The organism is Granulicella sp. S156 (assembly GCF_009766105.1).
In the GTDB taxonomy this organism is placed as follows: domain Bacteria; phylum Acidobacteriota; class Terriglobia; order Terriglobales; family Acidobacteriaceae; genus Granulicella.
Genome location: NZ_LMUH01000007.1, coordinates 35,736 through 56,726 on the forward strand (window position 1 = coordinate 35,736; position 20,991 = coordinate 56,726).

General features: G+C 56.1%; 13 protein-coding genes and 1 pseudogene. 8 read left to right on the forward strand and 6 right to left on the reverse strand.

The features are described 5' to 3' along the window. The first annotated feature begins 527 nt into the window (after positions 1-527). Positions 528-2,507 (forward strand): NHL repeat-containing protein, encoded by a 1,980-nt coding sequence (locus GSQ91_RS05985; RefSeq protein ID WP_158820358.1) that lies wholly within the window; start codon positions 528-530, stop codon positions 2,505-2,507. Between the two features lie 759 nt (positions 2,508-3,266). Here GSQ91_RS05985 and GSQ91_RS05990 read toward each other — a convergent pair. The 4 genes from GSQ91_RS05990 to GSQ91_RS06005 form a co-directional block, all read right to left on the reverse strand. Continuing rightward, positions 3,267-3,983, reverse strand: a complete 717-nt coding sequence (locus GSQ91_RS05990; RefSeq protein ID WP_158820359.1) for an ABC transporter permease subunit — start codon at positions 3,981-3,983, stop codon at positions 3,267-3,269. 3 nt (positions 3,984-3,986) lie between these two features. Further along, the gene (locus tag GSQ91_RS05995) at positions 3,987-4,880 is read right to left on the reverse strand and encodes an ABC transporter ATP-binding protein (protein WP_158820360.1); all 894 of its coding nucleotides are present in this window, start codon (positions 4,878-4,880) and stop codon (positions 3,987-3,989) included. Beyond that, positions 4,880-5,272, reverse strand: a complete 393-nt coding sequence (locus GSQ91_RS06000) for a GntR family transcriptional regulator (RefSeq protein WP_158820361.1) — start codon at positions 5,270-5,272, stop codon at positions 4,880-4,882. Before GSQ91_RS06000 ends, GSQ91_RS05995 begins: the two co-directional genes overlap by 1 nt. A gap of 401 nt (positions 5,273-5,673) precedes the next feature. Further along, positions 5,674-6,285, reverse strand: coding sequence for a cysteine hydrolase family protein (locus tag GSQ91_RS06005; RefSeq protein WP_158820362.1), 612 nt, complete (start codon positions 6,283-6,285; stop codon positions 5,674-5,676). 181 nt (positions 6,286-6,466) lie between these two features. Between GSQ91_RS06005 and GSQ91_RS06010 the strand changes: the two genes are divergently transcribed. Both GSQ91_RS06010 and GSQ91_RS06015 read left to right on the forward strand, forming a co-directional pair. Next, entirely contained in the window at positions 6,467-7,243 is a 777-nt protein-coding gene (locus GSQ91_RS06010; protein WP_158820363.1) for a TIGR03435 family protein, read from the forward strand. 225 nt (positions 7,244-7,468) lie between these two features. Next, the gene (locus GSQ91_RS06015) at positions 7,469-10,336 is read left to right on the forward strand and encodes a TonB-dependent receptor (protein WP_158820364.1); all 2,868 of its coding nucleotides are present in this window, start codon (positions 7,469-7,471) and stop codon (positions 10,334-10,336) included. A 200-nt stretch (positions 10,337-10,536) separates the two neighbouring features. Here the strand turns inward: GSQ91_RS06015 and GSQ91_RS06020 are convergent, their stop codons facing one another. Further along, complete coding sequence (locus tag GSQ91_RS06020; protein WP_158820365.1) at positions 10,537-11,325, reverse strand: TIGR03435 family protein; 789 nt, start codon at positions 11,323-11,325, stop codon at positions 10,537-10,539. A 796-nt stretch (positions 11,326-12,121) separates the two neighbouring features. Between GSQ91_RS06020 and GSQ91_RS26205 the strand changes: the two are divergent. Beyond that, positions 12,122-12,379 (forward strand): annotated as a pseudogene (locus tag GSQ91_RS26205) (LysR substrate-binding domain-containing protein); the annotation flags it as partial. A gap of 119 nt (positions 12,380-12,498) precedes the next feature. Here the strand turns inward: GSQ91_RS26205 and GSQ91_RS06030 are convergent. After that, positions 12,499-14,757: a winged helix-turn-helix domain-containing protein gene (locus GSQ91_RS06030; RefSeq protein WP_216845088.1), complete on the reverse strand. Its 2,259-nt coding sequence runs from the start codon at positions 14,755-14,757 to the stop codon at positions 12,499-12,501. A 393-nt stretch (positions 14,758-15,150) separates the two neighbouring features. On the opposite strand from GSQ91_RS06030, the gene GSQ91_RS06035 reads away from it, so the two are divergent. The 4 genes from GSQ91_RS06035 to GSQ91_RS06050 all read left to right on the forward strand — a co-directional run. Then, entirely contained in the window at positions 15,151-17,055 is a 1,905-nt protein-coding gene (locus GSQ91_RS06035; RefSeq protein WP_158820367.1) for a hypothetical protein, read from the forward strand. A 1,385-nt stretch (positions 17,056-18,440) separates the two neighbouring features. After that, positions 18,441-19,115, forward strand: a complete 675-nt coding sequence (locus GSQ91_RS06040; RefSeq protein WP_158820368.1) for a malectin domain-containing carbohydrate-binding protein — start codon at positions 18,441-18,443, stop codon at positions 19,113-19,115. Positions 19,116-19,897: 782 nt separating this feature from the next. Beyond that, positions 19,898-20,245 carry a PadR family transcriptional regulator gene (locus tag GSQ91_RS06045; protein WP_158820369.1) on the forward strand — a complete coding sequence of 116 codons (348 nt, stop codon included), beginning with the start codon at positions 19,898-19,900 and terminating at the stop codon, positions 20,243-20,245. Between the two features lie 10 nt (positions 20,246-20,255). Beyond that, positions 20,256-20,991 (forward strand): ABC transporter permease (locus GSQ91_RS06050; RefSeq protein ID WP_174240654.1); only part of this gene is annotated, 736 nt, incomplete at its 3' end.

The window sequence follows — 20,991 nt, forward strand, 5'->3', positions numbered from 1 at the left end:
GCCACGGATACATCCTTAGCAACTCCCGCACAAACTTTGGCAAACCTTGCCACCACAAACTCCCACGTCGCAGAAACGAGATAGAGGGCACCCACTTCTATTAAGGAAGCGGTCCGAGTCAGAGCCTCCGCGAGACTCCATGTCGGCCCCGGCGATTCTTCTTTTCAACCCACAGACGGTTGTCTCGGACGCGTTCTCTATTGCCTGGACGACGTATTGGTTTCAGCACCTGGAAAAATATTTTCAGGATTTGGATAGCGTTTGCTAACTTATTCTCAGCACAAGACATCCTCTGATTTGATCCGTGGATTTTTGTTGGAATCGTTTCCAATAAACGGAGTCTCCCTCTTGACACTATGTCGGAAACCCTACGATCATGCAGGGTAACCGGTTTCATAAACCTTCCCTCCTTTCCATTTTTTGCGCTGGGATCCTAGCCACGATTTCGGTCACCCGAAATCTCAACCGATGAAACGCTCCATACTGCGTGCCGGGACCTGCAACCTTCTGGCCGAAGGGAAAACTGCGTGACTACAAAATATCAATCTCTCTCTTTCGTGGCCGGTCTTGCGGGCCTTGCTAGTGTCCTTGTGCTGAGCGGGTGCTCAGCGAACTTCGGGGATGCCTCCAACACTTCCACCGCGACGGCCATGCACATCCAGGGCGTCGTTCACGGTGGCCAGCAGTCGCTCAATGGCGCGCACGTCTATATGTACGCGGCCAGCACCACCGGGTACGGCGGCTCCGGTATCGCGGCTTCCACCACCAATGCCGCGACCTCCCTGTTGACCAGCTCCCCGGGAGTCACCACCAGTGACGGAACGAACTTCTACGTCACCACCGACGTGGCCGGCAACTTCAATATCGATGGAGCCTTCGCCTGCACCCCGGGGACCCAGATCTACCTCTATTCGACCGGCGGCGACCCGCAGCTCAATGGCATTGGCACCACCACCGGCAATAACGCAGGAGCGGGATTGTTGGCCGTGCTGGGCAACTGCGCAAGTGCTACTCCCAGCGGTGCCTTCCCCAGCGTCACCTTCGTGACCATGAATGAGGAAAGCACGGTTGCTACGGCCTTTGCGTTGGAGGGCTTTGCCACCGACCCCACCCACATCGGAGCGCCCACCTCGGTAGCGGGTCACTCACTCTCCGCGACCGGTTTGGCCAATGCCTTCACTACGGCGTTGAATCTGGTGAACCAGGCCAGCGGGCTCCCCAATGCAACGTTGCCGCTCAATAGCAATGCCTCAGTTCCCGGGTTCAGGATCAATACCATCGCGGACATCCTGGCCGTTTGCGTCAACTCCACCGGTACGGCCTCCTCCGGATGCGCCACGCTCTTCGGCGATACCCATAACAGAGCCGGTACCGCACCCACCGATACCGCAACAGCGGCCATTAACATCGCTCAAAATCCCGGCCAAAATGTTCAGGCACTCCTGAACACGGTACCGACTGTGCCACCCTTCAGCCCCACCTTTTCCACCGGCACCGACTTGGCTTTCGGTATCAACTTCACCGGCGGCGGCATCAGCACTGACGTTGGAATCGCGATCGATGCTTCGGGTAATGCCTGGGTGCCGAACCCTGGAACTAACTCCGTAACAGAGATCTCCAGCGCTGGTGCATTCCTCTCCGGAACCACCGGCTACACCGGCGGCGGCCTTGACGCGCCAGGTTGGCTGGCGATCGACGGATCGGGCAACGTCTGGGCAGCTAATTTCTCGGGTAACTCCGTGACCAAGCTTTCCAGCACCGGGGCAATCCTCTCTGGCACCACCGGCTTCACTGGCGGCGGCCTGAACAAGCCAGGTGGGATCGCGGTCGACGGCCAGGGCAATGTCTGGGTGGGTAATTCGGCCGCTAACTCGGTGACCAAGCTTTCCAGCACCGGGGCACCACTCTCCGGAACCACCGGCTTCACCGGCGGCAACCTGGATCCCAATATCCTCACGATCGACGGTGCAGGCAACGCGTGGGTGAGTAATGAGGGCAATAACTCGGTGACCAAGCTCTCCAGCACCGGGGCAGTTCTCTCCGGGACCACTGGCTACACCGGCGGTGGCCTGAGTACGCCATACGATATCCGGGTCGACGCCTCTGGCAGCGCCTGGATCGCGAATGCCAGAGGCACCGCCGTGACTAAGATCTCCAACACCGGGGTAGTTACCAGCTTCACCGGCGGCGACATCAGCGACCCAAGTGGAATTGCGATCGACGGCGATGGCAACGCCTGGATCAGTAATAACGCAAGTAACGTAGAGACCGAGCTTTCCAACACCGGGGCGCTCCTCTCCGGGGCCAACGGCTACAACGGCGGCGGCTCGGGCGCGGAAGAAGGAACCGCGATCGACGGTTCTGGCAATCTCTGGGTAACTCATACTGGAACTGCCGCAGTGACCGAGTACATCGGGTTGGGTGCTCCGGTAGTTACTCCGCTAGCTGCCGCTCTACCCGTTACCCCAACGACAGACGGAAGCAGCAACGCTGGTACACGCCCGTAACTACGTCGCTCCGTACCCTGACGCTTGAGCGTCAGGGTACGCGCTTCCCCTACACCCGCCGCCCAGCCCTAGGCCGGGCGGCGCAAACCTAACCTGCGTCGCCGATTCTGGCAGCGCGGTTTGGGTATCGCTGTCGATCTTTCGGACAACGTCTGAGCCATCCACTCCAGCAACAATATCGTCTCGGGGATCGTTGGTTCGGGAATGCCTGTTGTCACTCCAGGCGTCCATCGTATCCCCCCAATCTCATACCAGCCGCCAAGCCATAAGAGCCCGTCGCCAGGCCAGAAGAGCTGGGCTACACCAGTCGCCAAGCCATAAGAGCTGGAAGAGTTGTAACCCTCCCGCGCTGCTACTCCCTGGCAGCGCGGGTCTTTTTAAAGGGCTTGCAGCCTGGTTCCTTGCAGCCTGATTCTAGGCTGAGCTCGCACTTCCCCCAGACATCGTCATCCTGAGCAAAGTACGGGGTGGAAGACCTTTGCTATTGTTCTTGCCTTTGCTCTTGCAGTTGCTCTTGCAGTTGTCCTTGCTTTTCTTTCTGTCATTCCCGCAGGGAATCTGCTGTTGCTCTTGCCTTTGTTTTTCTGGTTTGTCATTCCGAGGCGCAGCCGAGCGAACCTGCTTCCTCCCGTTCTTCGGTCGCATCGCCCAGAAGATCGCGTGTAAGAACCACCGCGGGTGCCCCACACATACCCTGCACCATCTTGGGCACCACCTTCATGACGGCCCTATCGTCATGAAGGTCATACCCGCATGCGTTCAAAATTCCTTCCGGTCTACAACGCGCACCGCAACCCAGGTTAACAACGCGGCGAGGCATACCCATAACCCTGCTCTGACCCAGGGGATCGGCCCAACGAGGAGACTAGAGGAGCGGTTAAAATACTCGCCGCCCAGCATGAATTCCAGGGGGCTAAACAAGCGCATCTTCTGATCTCCAAGCGTCACAGCAATGAGCAATAGAACTCCAAGCGCCACAACAGGCGCTGTGTATTCTCCGCGCACAACGGAGGAAACAAGGAGTGCAATCGCAAAGAAAAATGCTCCACCCGCCAGTAGCAGCACAAGGTGAAACAAGTTTTGGGAGAGTGAAAACGGTTTACCCCAAATGCTTGCGATCACGCACATGGAGGCGGTGGGAATGATCGCGATGGCACTGGCTTCGAGCGCTCCAACTCCGACGCGAACCATCATGAGCCGGCGCCTGCTCACCGGAAGCCCAAGCGTGAAAGATGCCGACCCAAGCGCATGCTCCCGCAGCAGGCCGCCCATCATGAGCAGAGTCACAGCGAGCACCCACATCATGACCAGCATCCCATAGCCTTCAGTAAGTACGTAGTTGTAGTAGGAGAGAAGAGTCCCGGGCACGGCCTCTTGTTCTAAATGCAGTACGCAGTAAGAGCACAGAAAAAGAATTCCGAATAAGGAGATGAGAAATCGCGCACGCGTCTCCAGCCATGCCTTGTACCAGAGCATCGGTCAGTTCTCCTTCACTCTATCGAGGAAAATCTCGCGTAGCCCGATAGGGCTAACTTCGGTCGAACTTGGATAGTAAGCACGGGCCCGCTCGATCACCGATTCCGCGTTCGCGCTCACGATCATGCGGACCTGGTGTCCCCGAGACTCAATACGCTCAACACCTGGCATACGAAGTTCGTATTCATCAGGCAGCGCGTTAAAGACCAGGTCAATCTGCCGGTAGGATTCGCGCACTTCGTCCAGTGACGCATCCATCACAAGCCTCCCCTTGTGGATCATGCATACACGGTCAGCGACTCTCTCCACCTCGGCAATCTGATGCGAAGAAAAGAAGATCGATGTCCCCGTACTGCACTGTGACACCAGCGTCTCCAGCAACTGTTCGATACCAACTGGATCGAGACCATCGCTCGGCTCATCCAGAATCAGAAGATCGGGTTTTCGCGCAAAGGCCAGCAATAGCGCCAGCTTCCTCCGCATTCCCTTCGAGAGCGATTTGATCTTTCTATTGGGAGGTAGTTCGTACATACGCAGCAACGTCTTCTCGGTATCGGCACACCATGCCGGATAAAACGACCGCGTAAAGCGGATTATCTGTGCAACAGTCATGTAGTCATATAAGCGTTGGCTCTCACTCACGTAGGCCACACTTCGGCGTAGCTCCACGCTCTCATCGGAAGAATCAATCTGCCGCCCAAGGACTCTGGCTTCTCCTCCGCTCGGACGAATCATGCCGAGCAGCATCTTGATCGTCGTAGTCTTACCGGCCCCATTCAGCCCGAGGAACGCCGTGATGCAGTTCGGCATCACTCGCAGGTTCAACCCACTGACGGCATCGGTCTTCCCGTACGTCTTACTCAATCCAATCGTTTCAATCACAGGAGTAGGATTCATCACTCAGCTCCAATCTCGGCCCGATGGAAAAGCGCCGTCTCGAAGAGTCTCCAGATCTCGTTATCCTGCAGCCCCTCCTGATGCAGCTCTTCGATCAGGTCTTCCACTTTCCTGCTCGCAGCCTGCACGCGCTCTGTCAAACCACGCGCCCGGCGTTTGATCGTGAGAAACGCGCCAGAGCCCTGTCGCAGCTCCAGCAATCCTTCATGCTCCAACTCCGAATAGGCCCGCGCAACGGTGTTTGGGCTCACAACGAGTTCTTCCGCCAGAGTCCGAATCCCCGGCAGTTGATCTCCATCCTGCAGCGCACCGCTCTCCGCTGCATGGCGGATTTGTTGCATCAACTGCACATAAAAAGGCTGCCCGATCGAAGTGTTAAGTTTGAAAAACATCGTGTACACCACTGTACTGCTGTGATGCTACAGTTGTACAGCTGTACTGTCAATAAAGATGGACGCCCGCACGTACCCTGCATCATTTGGATACTCCCTGCATAATGGCTTTTACTGTTGCTGTTCTTTTTGTCATTCCCGCAGGGAATCTGCTTCTGCCTTTGCTGTTGCACTTGCCTTTGCTTTTCTGGTTTGTCATTCCCGCAGGGAATCTGCTTCTGCCTTTGCTGTTGCACTTGCCTTTGCTTTTCTGGTTTGTCATTCCGAGGCGCAGCCGAGCGAACCTGCTTCCTCCCGTTTTTCGCTCGTGCGACCAAAAACGTCGTGCGCCATACAAACCACGTCATTTCGGCTCTTGCCCACAGCGTGTCAACGCATTCGATCTATCCAGCAAGAACGTTTCACGACTGTTTATCTGTGCTCGATGAGGCGGCGATAAAAACCTCAGCCGAGAAGACAGCCCCGCGTGCGGGGAAGAATCGCTGGATGAGGCAATCGTGAAGCGCTGAGTCTAGGTCAGCGCAACAATCGCCGATGACCGCAAGACGGTAATCGGCGTCAGAAGCCTCGATAAGGGTAGAAAGGACAACCCCACTGGTCGCAATGCCATAAAGAACCAAGGTATCGATATGATTGGCGCGAAGAATCATCGCGAGATCCGTGCCGGCGAAGGCACTGATTCGGTGCTTGGTGATAACGATTTCATCGCCCTGCGGTGCGATGGCATCCGGGATAGCGCCAAGCGGTTCCCGAAATAGTCGCTGATGTTGCTCTGAGGATTTAATGGCTCCGAAGAGTGCATTTCGGGAACTGATCTCGGGGAGTCCCGGCCGAAAACCTACCTGGATGTGGATGATAGTCATGCCTGTAGCACGAGCATGCTGAAGAACACTTGCGACTCGAACTAGAAAATCGTCTTTGGCCTCTCGGGTGTAGATGGAAACGATGCCGGCTTGACAATCCATGCTCAAGACGGCCGTGTGGGCCGGATCAATTGTGAAGGTGTCAGCCATAGGAAGCTCCTTTGGGCGCAGAACCCTGCCGGTGAGAATTGTAGTTTAGAGTGAAGTACGCTCTTCAATTGTCTGCCGGGTCGCCCACACGTACCCTGGAAGACGAGGACTTGTTGTTATGAATTTATGCCTTGAAAGATTGAGCCTAAGCCGGAAGATAGCATTGGTTGCGTGTTGTGTGATGGCAGTTACAGGGCCAGTCGTATTCGACATAGCGAAGATAAGGCTTTTAAAAGCTGTCGAAGCAGGTGGCGACGGTCTTCCCGTTTTTTCGGTTGCATCCATTAAGCTGGAAAAGTCTCCGGACGGACCGTTCATGATGGGTTTTACGCCTGATGGATTCACATGCACCAACATCAAGCTCAGTGCCCTCATGATGCAGGCATATGGAGTGCAGAATACCCAGATCGCAGGCGCACCGAATTGGACTGATTCAACCGCTTACGATATTGAGGCAAAGGTGGACAGTGCTGATGTGGCTCGACTGAAAGATCTTACGCCGGATCAGCGAAGCCAGATGCTTCGACCACTCCTCGCGGACCGTTTCAAGCTCACTCTGCATTGGGGGACGAAGGACCTCCCTGTATATGTTTTAGCAATCGCCAAAAACGGCACTCACCTTAGAGAAAATGTAAGTCACCAAGGTGAGGGAGGGATGATGGGAAGAGGACAAATTCGTGGCACCGACGCACCTATCAGTGCGCTTGTCAGAAGCCTCTCTCACCAGGCTGAACTTGGTAGAAGGCCGATTCTAGATCACACCGGACTCACTGGGGATTACGATTGGGACCTGAATTGGACGCCAAATGACACATCCGGAACAGCGGAGATCCCTGATTCTTCCGGTCCGTCGATTTTCACTGCCATTCAAGAACAATTGGGACTGAAGCTTCAACCGCAAACAGCTTCGGCGCCAGTCATTGTGATTGACCATGTCGAGAAGCCTTCACAAAACTAGAGCAGAATCAAGGTAGCTGCACCTGCGGTATCCCAACTCAGATATCCTCGCCACCAGTTCCTCGATGCTCCAAACGTGGCCCGGCGCACACTCCCTAAATCTGGAGTGAGACCATTATTTTTTCACTTCCACAACAATTCTTCCTAACTTCAAGCACGCCTCTGGAGTCTAACGCACGTACGTCTCTGCATCTGCGTATCCGAAGATTACTTTGAGGAACCCTGCTTGCGACGGATTATCTGTAGCATCTTTCTTTTCTGCTCCGGTGTATTTGCTTCGGCTGCTTCGGCTACGCAACATATTGCGGCAGCCAATCTGGCCGTTGACGCCAAGAGAACGGGTACTCTCTCGGGCATAGTTGCCGACCCAACCGGCGCCGTCATTCCCGGGGCGGCAATCCATGTGGAACAGCACAAATCAGAGAACTCGAAGATCCCAAACGTTATCTCCGACGCGGTGGGCAACTATAGTATTGCGCTCCCACCAGGCACCTACGACATCACAGTAGTCGCTGACGGCTTTACCCCGTTCCGCTCGACGGTCACGATCTCCCACGCAAACTCGGTCACCCACCTGAATGCCGAGTTGGTGATCGCCACTGACTCTGAACAGGTCAACGTGTTCGCGAACCAAAGCTCTACCAGCGCAGACTCCAACAAGAGCGCGATGGTTCTTGGGCAGGCGGAGCTCGACACCATGTCGGACGACGATGCCACATTCCAACAGCAGATTGAATCCATGGCCGGATCCGATCCGACACATCCCGCCTCGATCTATGTGGACGGATTCTCCGGCGGCGCGATTCCGCCCAAAGATTCTATTCGCGAGATCCGCATCAACCAAAACCCTTACTCCGCGCAGTACGCTGAGATCGGTTTTGGCCGCGTGGAGATCTTTACCAAGCCTGGAAGCGACAAGATCCACGGCCGCATCATGGCCTATTCGACCGACAACGCGTTCAATACCCAGAACCCCATCACCGGCGCCCAGCCGCCCTATTACATGTTGACTGTGCGCGGCAACGTGAGCGGCCCTATCGGGAAGAAAACATCGTTTTTCATGAATGGTGTCTACAACGACCAGCAGAACAACTCGGTCATTAATGCAGCAGCTACGCCTACCAGCAACTCACCCTTTGTGACCGCCATTGCCAGCCCCACGGTCAATGGCGACTTCACTATCCGGCTGGATCGGCAGGTCACGGCCAACAATATCCTCACCGGCCGTTACGAGATCAATCATGTAACGCTGACCAACGGCCTGACGGCTCCGTTTAACTTCAACGCCCCGGCCCCGGTTGCCGCGCAGCAGACCTTGCAGACGCAGGCATTCAGTAGTTCGTCCACCACACAGACCTTACAGCTCTCCGACACGCAGAATATCGGCAAGAACAAAATTCTCGAGAGCCGCTTTCAATACATTCGCGCACGCGCCGGCCAGACCCCGCTCTCCACCGATCCCACGCTGGTAGTCCAGGGCTACTTCAACGGCGGCGGCAGTGCCGCGCAGTCTTCCCGGGACAACACAGACCGCACCGAGTTGCAGGAGTACTTCTCCATGCAGCACGGCGCGCACTTCATCCGTCTCGGTGGTCGCTATCGGACCATTCGCGACGGTAACTACAGCAATGCTGGCTATAACGGGCAGTACACCTACACGCCGGGTACCAATAACACGACCACCGCACTGGATAACTTCCATAGCGGGACGTTGAGCCAGTTCAACATCACGACCGGCACGCCCTCCGCCGAGGTATTCACAGGAGACCTTGCGCTCTACGCAGAAGACGAGTGGAAGGTACGCAAGAACATCACACTCAACTACGGCCTCCGCATCGAGAGCCAGTCCGCTATTCCAGACCACTTCGATCCCGCGCCCCGCGTGGGTGGGGCCTGGGCCATCGGACAAACCGACAAAAAGCCACCGATTGTTACGCTGCGCTCAGGGTTTGGTCTGTTTTACGACCGCTTCCAGAACGGCAATATTCTTACAGCCATTCGCCAGCAAACCGGCACGCTGCAGCAATCCTATGTGTTCGACAATCCGCCGTCGGCCTGCATCACAAACCCGGTGCCATCGTGCGCGGGAGGAGCGGCACAGCAACCGACGCTCTACAACATCTATCCCCATCTGCGTTCGCAGTACAACGTCATCGCTGGTATCAGCGCAGACCGCCAACTCGGTAAGATTGGCTCCGTATCCTTCAACTACCTGCGCTTCCAGGGCGATCACCAATGGGTCTCGCGCAACATCAACGCACCGCTTCCGGGCACATTTATTTATGGCGAGCCAGGTAGCGGCGTTCGTCCGCTGGGAGGAACGCAGAACATCTATCAGTTTTCCTCCAACGGTTCTTCCAATGAAAATTTAGTGTTCGCCAATGCGCAACTGAATCCCACCAAGAAAATCAATCTCTTTACCTTTGCCGGATACTTCGCAAGGAACGGCGACACCGGTGGAGCAACCAGCTTTCCGACGAACCAATATCATCTTGCCGCCGATTACGGTCGCGCTGCTTCGCCTACTTTCCGAATATTCACCGGCGGGAACTTCAATCTTCCATTGGGCATCAACCTCGGTCTGTTCGCCGCCTACTTTAACCGCCAGCCCTTCAACATCACAACCGGCACAGACCTCAACGGTGACAACCAATACAACGACCGGCCCAGCTTCGCTACTGCCTCCAGCCCGGCAGCATCCGTATACAAAACGGCCTTTGGCACATTCAATGCCGATCCTCAGCCTGGGGAGACGATCATTCCTATCAACTACGGCACCGGCCCCCGCTTCGTCTATACCGGATTGCGTCTGGAAAAAACCTTTCTCTTCGGCAAGGCGCCTCCAGCACCTCCAGCACCGCCGGCCAAACCTGGACCAAACGGCAAGCTCCCCCCGCCGCCGCCTCCTCCCCCCAAGCCTTATGGGCTTAACTTCCGCGTCGAAGTGGATAACGTATTCAATCACACCAACTACGGAACGCCAGTGGGAACCCTGGGACCGCAGTTCGGCGAGAGCCTCTCCCTCAACAATGCCTTCGGCGGCAGCCCGAACGCGAATCGCATCATCTACTTCGGTACCATCTTCAGCTTCTAACTACGTCAGCAAAGTCGAATTACTGATGTTACGCAGTAGCACGGCGTGTGGCCCTCGTCTGAGTTGAAACCAAAGTGGGTGCCACCCATCTCGCATTTGAGATGTGGGTTGTAGGCCTCGTTTGCGCATGGAGGGGTTTCGTTAAGGGCACGCGTTCACGCGTGCCGTAAATACTCACATTGCAACACGGCTTTAGCCGCCTAGTTCTCCGTCGGCTTATCGATGTGGTCGACTACCAGGATCTGGATATTGGCTTTCGCCGGTTCGAGTTTGAGTCCGAGTTGCTCCTGAACGGCGGTGAATACGCTGATGTCCTCGGATTCGGAATTTCTATCGATTCTGAATTCTGGCGTTGCCTCCAGCTTTATATCGTAGGTTCCGATCAGCCCCGTTCTATCCACTACCGGTCGATCATCTATAAAGCTGTTTGCGATGTCTGTGGCTAGAGACGCCATCGTTTCGCGGGGCAAGGATAGGGTCTGATTGCGGCCATGGACACCGATCAAACCCATTTCTGACGTATCGGGAGCGCTGGATTTAAATTTCGCACCACTCTTGCTGACAGTGAGCGCATACACATTTATTTCTTTGATTGCGAAATGAAATTTTAGGTTGAATCGCTGCGTCAGGAGCGTCTGGAGTAGTGGCCGAAATTCATCCCTTGTCGGACTGCTGTTACCTTCGGCGATCGCCGCGATGTCGAAGTAAGTTTCTTGTGATGGCAAATCGGGCCCAGAGGCTGAGACCTGATAGCCCTTCAGGTTGTATGCCTCCTCGATGAGAGCCATCCAGGTGTAGGCTTCGAGGGTCAGGCGAGGACCCGAGGAAGAGAATCCTCCAATCACGTGAGGAAGGCCCTGATGCGGACGGATGGATGCTACCTCAAACGCACGAGTTGGAGAAGCGGGCACACTGACTGTCGTTTGCGCCAGTGCAATGGACGTGGTGAGAGAGGTGGCCAGAAGCAGGAAAGTTCTGCGAATAATCATGGGAGGGCCTCTTGTCGAATATCTAAGTGAGACGGATGGGCAGTGGGCCCACATGTACCCTACATCATTTGGGTGTCACATTCATGCCGGCCTCGTCGTCATGAGTGGGGTGGAATCGCTCTTGGGGAAGATATCGAAATAAAACCTACGAGCCAAAGGCCCGAGATATACCAGCCCAGGGCAAGCCGACGTCACGACATCCGCATCGCGGATGGTGTGACGGAAAGCGTCGCCCTGGGAAACATGCCGCAATGAAGCCTGCGGGCTGAAAGCACGCGATATCTCGTCTGCGCTGGCGAGACATACCGAGCTTTCAGCCCTCGACTCGTTGCGAGCCTCGCACCTGAGCCTTAGACGCAAAGCGCGCCACAAACATTGATCGAGATCATTGTTCAGATAAGGGAGACGCCGATAACAACTGAAACAGAACTCACGCACCCTGAGGACATGCACAAACCTGCAGAGTGCCACGACACCCAGCCCCAAAGGGGCGGTATATCACAGCCTGGGGCGCAAGCCCCAGGTTAGGGACCTAACAAGGCATCAAGCGCTGAAAGCGCGATATATCTCGGCTGCACTGGCAAGATCCGTCGGGCTTTCAGAGGATGCTGAAGAAGTCATGTTTCGTTAAGGGCACGCGTTCACGCGTGCCCTTAAATGCTCCCATTGCAATGCGTTTTCGTGACTTATTCTTCATCTTGAGCAGAGCAACACCGGCTCAACTTCGATGGGTCATAGAGGAAAGTCGCATTGATTAAGATGCGATCGAGAAAGTAGCCTCCCCCACTGGCGAGCCTTACATGCTGTATCCAGGCTTCTTGTAAAGCTTCGCTTCATTGCCAACGATGTCGGGCTTGTGATTCGAGCGGCCCTCGACGGCGTCGGACTCGCCTACTTATCCGAGCACGATATAGCTCCCCATTTGGCAGCTAAGAGGCTGGTACCAGTGCTGCAGGACTGGTGTCAGCCTTACCCGGGCTTTTTCATCTACTACCCGAGCCGTCGGCAGCGGACTGCCGCTCTCGCGGCTCTGGTTAGTGTCCTTCGACACTGAAGACATCACTTCATTCGGTAACGGTGACGCTGAAATCCTTAGAGGTCGTCTTCTCGTCAGGCGGGTGGCCCTGGGTTATCGCTCACTGGCGCCAGAAGCCCGACCGGCTGAAAACAATCTCACGGGGCGGGAGTCCCCAAGGCCCACACATCCCTGCTGATCGTTAGACCCGGAAACGCGATCTTTCTGCCGTCCCGCGATGGCGTCGCCCAGATCAACGTCGAGCTCTCACGCAAAGACTTCACGTGTCCGGCCAGGTCGATACTGACCAGCTCGAAACCCACCTCGGTCCGGCACTCCACAAACAGCGACTTGCCGTCCGCAGCCCAGTTCGAGCCGAGGATCGACCCATGCCCGCGCAAAGCGATCTCATCTATATTGGTAGGCTTTGTCCGCAGCTTGGCCAGACTGATGCCTGGGCGAAGCATGTCGTGGTTTGCCGCGGCGACCGTCAGGCCATCCGGCGACAACCCCCAGTCTCCCAGCCGGTTTGGCTGCCACGGTGTTCGTCCCAGTTCCTGGCCCATTCCCTGCATCGGGTCCAACTCGTAGTAGACGAACTCCTTGTTGTCGGCAACCTCTCTCAGTACACAGCTGCCGTAAGAAGAGGCGGAGCAATGAAATTCCTCGATCTGTCCCTTGGTTGTCACCTGTTCGATCCGTCCCCCGCCGAGGGGGACGCGGAACACCCCTGCAGCTCGCTGCGGCCGGCCGGTAAATTCCAGAAATAGCACCCATCGGCCATCGGGCGAAAGCTCTGCCATAGCTGCGTTCTCCGGCATGCTGGCGATCAGCCGGGCATCGGAGCCATCGAGCGGTTGCTCGTAGACCGACCACCGCGACCGCGAGTCGTTCTCGATCAGAACGCTATTGCCATCGGGGGTCCATGCGTGCGGATAGTTCTGCATCGCTCCATGCGTCAGCGTCTTGACCTCTGCCAGCGCAGGACCGGGCTGGCGCAGCTCCGCGGCAAAGACATCCGTCCTGGTCACGTCCAGCACCGCAGCGAACCGCGCGCCACTCAACGACGCTGTAAGACTCCCGGCAAAACTCGCTTTGAGACCCCGGATGCGCGTCGGAGCTCCAAGCAGGCGTCCGTTGTGCCGGTCGGTCCGCACCATCATCAGGCTGCTTCCGCCGGTGATCACGTCCGGGGACCCGTTATAAGGAAAGTAGAACCGTCCGTCGTCGAGGATATAGCCAGACTCGGCGGAGAAGCCCTCCTCGCGATCCAGCAGGCGTCCAGATAGAGCATCGATGGACTCATAGGCATCGTGGTTAGCCGCATCGACGGGATACCTGGCCACCGCATCCCCTCTCACCGCATCTCCTCCCACCGTATCTCCCGGCGTTATCCTGTGGACCGTCGCCAGCAGCCGGTCTCCTGCGGGAAACCAAAGCACAAACCGGAAACTCTCCCCGGGTCCAACTCCGGCGAGCCGGCGCGGACTCTGGCCGTCGGCCCCCGCAAGCCAGAGCTCCCGATCCCCATCTCGTGTCCAGGCAATTCGCCCGCCATCCGGCGAAACCGTGGCGAGGTCGGCGTCCTCCGCGATCAAGTGAAGATACGCTCCCTGTAAAGGCACCAGCCACACCTGGCTGCGGTGCGTCGTCTCATCGGTCCCGCTCATCAGCAGTTGGCTTCCATCGGGAAACCATGCAATCCGGCGAGCCGTGAACGATGGCCTCGCACCCAGCAGCCGCTCCTGCCCCGAGGCGAACCAATGCACCGACACCCCGGAGCGATCGCTGTACGCAACGCTCTGGCCATCCGGCGAAACCGCGGAAGTCGTCACCTCGCCCTTTTCCGTCTCCGCAGTGATCCGGATGAGGGGCCCCAGAACTCCCGTCGCAGCCTGCGAAGATCTGTCTGCGCGCACCTGCCCCCAGCGGTGAACACCATACGCGATCAGAACCGCCAGCAGAGCGACACCGCAGAGCACAGGGACGGCAAACCTCGATAGATACCTGGCAGGAAAAGCCGTTCTCACAGGTATTGAGGTCTCGGACGTTGGTTGCCGCTGTTTGCCGCTGGTTTCGACCTCTATCGTTCCAGCCTCGGCGAACTCGGCCGCAGCTTGGGGCGCCTGCAGAGCAGCCGTGCCGCCTGAGGGGCTGGCCTCGCTCTCCGTCCCCTCAACCTGCTCCACATCGGCAACGAAGCGATAGCCCAATCCGATCACTGTCTCAATCGAAACCGGGCCTTTGGGCGAGGCCTGAAGGTGTCCGCGCATACGATTGATAGCCGTATTGATACCGGTCGGAACGTCGATGTTGTGCGCATCCGTCCAAAGCCGCGCGGCGATCTCCTCACGCGTCACCAGATCCCCGGGACGTTCCAGAAACAGAGTCAGCAGACGCAGCTGCGACGCCGACATCCAGATGCGATCGACTCCCTTTCGCAGTTCATGGCGGCGAGGATCAAATTCGAACGGACCAAACCGCGTCTTTCCGGGCCGAGCAAGCATGGAAGAAGTCCTGGTGGGCTGTTACGGGAAGACGTCCCGAGCGCTATGACCGGATTCGCCACTACAAACAAAAGGCTTACGCGGTTATCTGGAATTTAGATCGATTTTAGCTGGAATCGATGGACAAAGGTTACGCAATGACCTACGTTCGCTGTCGGGTCCGTCTCCAACACACATTTCAGAATACAAGGACGTATGCATATGCCCCCTCCAGTAGATTTTGCAGACTTTGAGATCGTTCACGAACATTTACAAGAGATGGAAAGGAACCTGGAAAAAGAGTTCAACAGGTTGGATAGTACTGTGCAGTCTTTGGTGCCCACACCTCAATCAGACGATTTCATTACCAAGTACGGCAACAGACCCTGGGCCGCGGCTGGCACTGCCGCGAAGGCGGGTGTCGGTGAACTGAAGAACGGCGCGCTCCTTGTCATGAAAGGCGACACCATGGGCGGGACTGCGGCCATTCTGAGCGGCATTGGGTCGGTCTCCGGTCTTATGTCATTGGCCGGGCCGGTGGGAGCCATCATAGCTGGCGTCATGGCCATCTTTACCGCGATCATCTCGGCGGTCCTCGATGCGCTGAAGCCGGCTACGCGCTCACTGGAAGACAAGATCAAGGGCATGCTCACCGACGAGACGCTCAAGGTCGATCGCGACATTCTCTACGGCGCCTATGAGAGTTGGGCCACGATTCAGGTCGAGCTCTCGTCGCTGGTTCAGGCTCGTGAACAGGCCGCGAAATCTATTCAAAATGACCTGACCCAAACCGACCCGAACAAAAAGCTCTCTGCCACGGCCCTGGCGGAGCAAATCAAGATCGCTGGTGGAATGTCGTGGACAAAGCTGACCAACTATTCAGGTTGGCGCGATCACCAGAAGACTATCTTCACCACCTTTTCTGCACTCTCCAGCCGTAAAGGACAGCACTCCAAGGAGTGGATGCCGCTCTACGATCTAACCATTCAATATGCCCTCAACTTCTGGGTTGGATTTACCAGCATGGCAGCGTTGGTGGACCATAACGGAGCAGAGACATATCGCGTGGCGCGCGAGACACTGGCAAAGCAGTTGCGCGACGAACTGTATGGGAGCCACTTTGCTTCGCTGAACGAAGGCGCTCTTTGGGCGATTTACTATTCGGGCCCTCCCTCCTTTGAATCGGCAGGCTATTCTCCCTATATCCTCGCTGCACACAACAATCTCTATCAATTCAGTGGCGTCTTCGGTGAAGGCGCAGTGCTGACCCAGGAAAATCTGGGCGGACAAGTGGTGTCTTTTGCCGTGTCTTCTGGCGGCACCATTTTTTCTGTTGGAAAAATCGACGGCTACAGACTCTGCGCAGGCCGGGGAAAGGCCGACGACAGTCCGGGGTGGAGGATCGAACCGAACAAACGGCTCTCCGATCAGGTATTTATTGGTGAAAGACACGATGGGATCATCAAGGTGATCTCCCTGCACACGAACGGACATAACTTCACCGTCTTCGACTACGACGATGGGATCGGCAAGAGCTACGAAAATAATCCCACGGCCTGGACTCCCAATGACCGGCGCTGGCTGAGCCACAAGACCTATGGGATACCTGACGGAAAGACCATCCTGTCTCTGGCGGTCGATCCCCGCTCGCTGATCTATGGAGAACCTCTCGCCTTTTACGCCTTTGCGCTGGACGAATCTGGCGGCGGCAACTGCTACCGGTACACGCTTGACGAGACCAAGGGCTACATCGCCGATGCTCAAATCTTTCACGAGACCTGGATGACGCACGAACAGATTAGAGTGGAGACCTTTGACGTCGGGCCCAGGGCAAACCGCAGCCAAATCAGTCCCTGCACCGTTTCCTGCACCGGCAATGGGATCTTCGCTCAGGTAGGCAACATGGCCTGGGTGTTTGAGCGCTCGGGAGATCACACTTGGCGAAAGTGGAATTTGCCGAATTACTTCGATGACTCCAGCCTGACCTTCCATCAGGCATACGGAGGCGACGATGGGGCCTTTGTGTGCATAACCAACAAGGGACTACGCATGCGCTACTGGAATGTGGAGACAAAACAGCCTGCCTTCGCCCGAGAGGACAAGATACAGACGGTTCGGTTCGTCCGGCAGGCCTCTCGCCAGGCAGACGTCATGCTCGAGCTGCTGGCAAGTATGGAATCGGTAGTTACGCAGGCGGCCAACGCGCAGGCGGTCGAGGCGCTGGCGTAAGTTGCCAGCTATAGGCGGGCGACCCAGGTCTGCGTTGGAACAAAAGTCGGTGCCCCACATCTCGCGCTTGAGATGTGGGGTTGCAGGATGACGGTCGTGTGTTCTTCAGCCTTTAAAGCGCTGAAGGCGCGGCATATCCCAGCCTGGGGCGCAAGCCCCAGGTAAGAGACCTAACAAGGTATCAAGGGCTGAAAGCCCGATATATCTCGTCTGAACCCTCCCACAAATTGTCATCTCGACCGGAGGCACGCTTTTGCGCCGTAGTGGAGAGACCTGCAGTTTGCCAGGCACGGTAGTTTCGCGCTCTGCGTCAGGGCTCGCGCCCCCGGTGTATGGCCTAACAATAGATCAAGGGCTGAAAGCCCAATATATCTCGTCTGCACTGGCGAGGTATGCACCACCCACAGCGCGAAGCGCAAACCGTGACGCTTCCGCGTCGCGGGACGGAGTAGCCGTAGCCTTTAGGCTACGGAATAAAGCCACGCAAGAATCGGGCTTTAGCCCCGGGCCGTTTGTTCGCAGTCGAAAGAAAGCCCGGGCTTAAAAACCCCGGCACCCTCCGTCTCCCTAACGGCCGGCGCCCCACACGTACACTACATCATTTGGGTGCTTATGAGACACGCTCAAGCGCCTGTCATCAAACTTCCCTTAGAGCCAGATCGAACTGTGCAAACAGTTTGTTGAAGCACAGACTTGGAAAAAACCTTTCCAATGCAAACTCTCACATCTCACAAACGAGAGGGGTGGCACCCACTTCTAAGAAAGCGATCCGAGATCTGGGCCACCCGCCCTATCCTCGCCTTCTCGCGACAATACGCCGGACACCGCAATGGGGTTGTGCCTACTCCCTTGGTTTTAAAATCGCTCCTGCGAGGGCTGCGAATATCGGAATCGAAGCTGTAAGGCCGATAAGCCAAGCAATAGGATGGTGTGAAAACTTCAGAGCACAGTAAGCTGCAATCAAAAGGACCACCGCGTATATCCCTATACCAGTTGACTGTCGCATGGAAGTCTCCGTACAGGGTCTAAGTATACAGAGCAGCCGATTAGGGCGGTTCTCAACTCCTCGGCTTCGCCCGATACCACTTCAGCCCTCGCCTTCTCTTCATGCGATTGCCCTGCTAACATTCGCGCTAACCTTCAAGACCCACCCACCGGTGGTGGTCGCGGCAATCTCCATGGTTGGCCACATATATCTACAACAGATCGAGCTAATTCGATCCACAGAAAGAAGTTACTGCAGCAGTAGCTTCCTATTCACATCTTTTCTGCGCCGCACTATCGGTGAATTAACCCGAACTCACTTGCCAATCCAGTCCTGATTCAAGGACTCTCTGGTAGGTAATACCATTCATAGAATTCATAATTTATTACGGAGTAAGCTGATGAAAGATAAGGTCCGCAGACCCCTTAGGGGCGCTCGTTCGCTATTCGTTCTGGTTGCCGGTGTGCTCCTCTCTGGTGCATCTCTCTTGAGTACGCCTCTATCGGTGGAGGCAATGGCCGGAGCAACGCCGGTCTCTGCACGGATGAACGCGGCTATGGCAAATGGTTTTCAAACAACTGCAGATTGCACGCCAGCCTTACGCGTGGGAGATGTATTCGCAATTAACGCAGGTGGTTCTGCTGCAGGTTGTTTCTCCGCGGATTCGAACTTCGCCGGTGGTAGCATTTACTCGAACACTAGCCAGCCGATACTTTTTGGAGAAGCTGCTAGTTTCCCAGTTCCCGCTCAGGTTTACCAGGACGAGCGCGAAGGTAGTCAATTCAGCTACATCTTTACCGGGCTCCAGCCTGGTATCACGTATGCGGAGATACTACACTTTGCTGAGTTGTACTGGACCTTGCCAGGGCAGCGAGAGTTCAATGTCGCGATCAATGGGACCCAGGTACTGCAAAATTTTGACATAGTTGCAACTGCCGGATATCCCTTCCGGGCAGTAGATGAGGCTTTTTTCGTACGAGCCGATGCCAACGGAAATATCGAAATCGACTTCTCTAGAGGTGCTGTTGATCAGCCGCTGATCAGCGGCATCGAGATAGTAGCTGATACTGACTGATCAGCGAACGGCGGGTCGCCCACACGTACCTCGAACCCCTTCGCCACCCCATTCATGATGGCCTCATCGTCATGAATGGGGTGGCGACAACATTGTGGGGCACCCAACTCCAGCCTCTTGTCGTTGCTCTTGCTTTTCTTTTTGTCATTCCCGCAGGCCGGGGTCCCTGGAGAGCGCGCTCTTTGCTCGCTGCGGTGGGAGCGAATCTGCTTTTGCTCTTGGGAGTAGCAGCGGCCTTTAGGCCGCGGAATAAAACCACGCAAGAATCGGGCTTTAGCCCCGGGCCATTTGTTTGCAGCCGCAAGTAAAGCCCGTACCCCACGTCTGAGTTGGAACAAAAGCGAATGCCCACACCTTGAGGAAGTGCGCAAAATCCGCAGAGTCGCACATCACCCAGCCCCAAAGGCGCGGCATATCCCAGCCTGGGGCGCAAGCCCCAGGGAAATGTCAGGCTGAAGCCCCTTCCTACCTGCCGGAGGCTGGAGTGCAGCGCGAAGCGCGAAACGACGGAATTGTCTTCTTTTGTGGTGGCGAAACAAGCCGCCCCAGCCACAGACACATCCTTGGCGATTCCCGTACAGACTTGGCAGAGACCTTGTCGCCGCAAACTCCGCCGGTCTACCAGCGGATCGTCAACAACAGTCGGAAGCGCCACATTATCCGGGGCGTGGGCTTTTTGACTGCATAAACAACCGTTCGAATCCAGCATCGAGAATACGCGGAGCCACTACCAATCCACTCTCCTTGTCATTCTACTAGTAGAAGATGTATGCTCCCCTTGCATGTCTACTAGAAGCGACAACACGCGAGTTGAACTCCTTCAGGGAACTCTCGATTTGCTGATATTACGAACTCTCATTCTGGGGCCGGTACACGGTCACGCGATTGCGAAAGCGATCGAGCGGAATTCAGAAGACGTGCTTGTGGTTGAGCAAGGCTCCCTTTATCCAGCACTTCACCGGCTGATGAAGAGAAACTTCATCTCCGCTGAGGATGGTATCTCCGAGAACAATCGTAAAGCGAGATTCTACCGTTTGACGGCAAAGGGAAAGAAGCAACTTGCTCTGGAGACGACTCGCTGGGAAAAGTTAGTACGCGCAATCGGTCAAGTTCTCCAGCCGAATAGTTAGGAGGTAAGCGATGCGGAAGCAGACACCCTTAGACCATTTGGATCAGGATATCCAGGATCATCTTGACGCTATGACGCAAGAGTATCTAGATCGCGGGATGAACCCAAATGAGGCACGGCGCGCAGCACGGCGGGCTTTCGGAAACCTATCGCTCATCCGTCAGGAGACCTACAACGTATGGCATCCCGTCTGGATACAGCAACTCCTACAAGATCTCAAATATGCATTCCGATCCTTGTTGCGCAACCGCAGATTCGCTGGAACAGTGATTTTCACACTTGCCCTTGCGATTGGTATGAACACCGCTGTCTTTAGTGTCATCGAGGCAGTATTGGTTCGACCGCTGTCTTACCCCGAGGCCAGTCGGCTTGCATGGCTAGCAGCCTTTGATCGGGACTATCAACCTGAAAATGACAACTGGATAGAACGTGCTGATTACACGGCCTGGAGCAAACAAACCCGAGCATTCGAGAAAACTGCCGCATACGGCAATAGAGACTTGGCTGTGATGATCCATGGAGAAACCGGTCAGGATCGAGTCCTGTCTCTGGCGGGCGACTTCTGGGACTTAACTGGCGCTCAGCCCGAGTTGGGTCGGCTGTTCCGACCTGCGGAGACTCACGCCATGGTGATATCAGATGCAATGTATCAGCGAACTTTTCATGGAGATTCTTCGGTCATAGGTCAAGTTGTAACAGTGAATGATTATCCCTTTACGATTGTGGGGGTTCTAAACAAACACTTCC

Bases quoted from the DNA above. Each gene is read 5' to 3' on its own strand.
- GSQ91_RS06020 (WP_158820365.1), bottom strand. From the start codon at position 11,325: ATGATTATTCGCAGAACTTTCCTGCTTCTGGCCACCTCTCTCACCACG.
- GSQ91_RS06040 (WP_158820368.1), top strand. From the start codon at position 18,441: ATGAAAGATAAGGTCCGCAGACCCCTTAGGGGCGCTCGTTCGCTATTC.
- GSQ91_RS06010 (WP_158820363.1), top strand. From the start codon at position 6,467: ATGGCAGTTACAGGGCCAGTCGTATTCGACATAGCGAAGATAAGGCTT.
- GSQ91_RS06030 (WP_216845088.1), bottom strand. From the start codon at position 14,757: ATGTCGGCGTCGCAGCTGCGTCTGCTGACTCTGTTTCTGGAACGTCCC.
- GSQ91_RS05995 (WP_158820360.1), bottom strand. From the start codon at position 4,880: ATGAATCCTACTCCTGTGATTGAAACGATTGGATTGAGTAAGACGTAC.
- GSQ91_RS05990 (WP_158820359.1), bottom strand. From the start codon at position 3,983: ATGCTCTGGTACAAGGCATGGCTGGAGACGCGTGCGCGATTTCTCATC.
- GSQ91_RS06045 (WP_158820369.1), top strand. From the start codon at position 19,898: ATGTCTACTAGAAGCGACAACACGCGAGTTGAACTCCTTCAGGGAACT.
- GSQ91_RS06005 (WP_158820362.1), bottom strand. From the start codon at position 6,285: ATGGCTGACACCTTCACAATTGATCCGGCCCACACGGCCGTCTTGAGC.
- GSQ91_RS06000 (WP_158820361.1), bottom strand. From the start codon at position 5,272: ATGTTTTTCAAACTTAACACTTCGATCGGGCAGCCTTTTTATGTGCAG.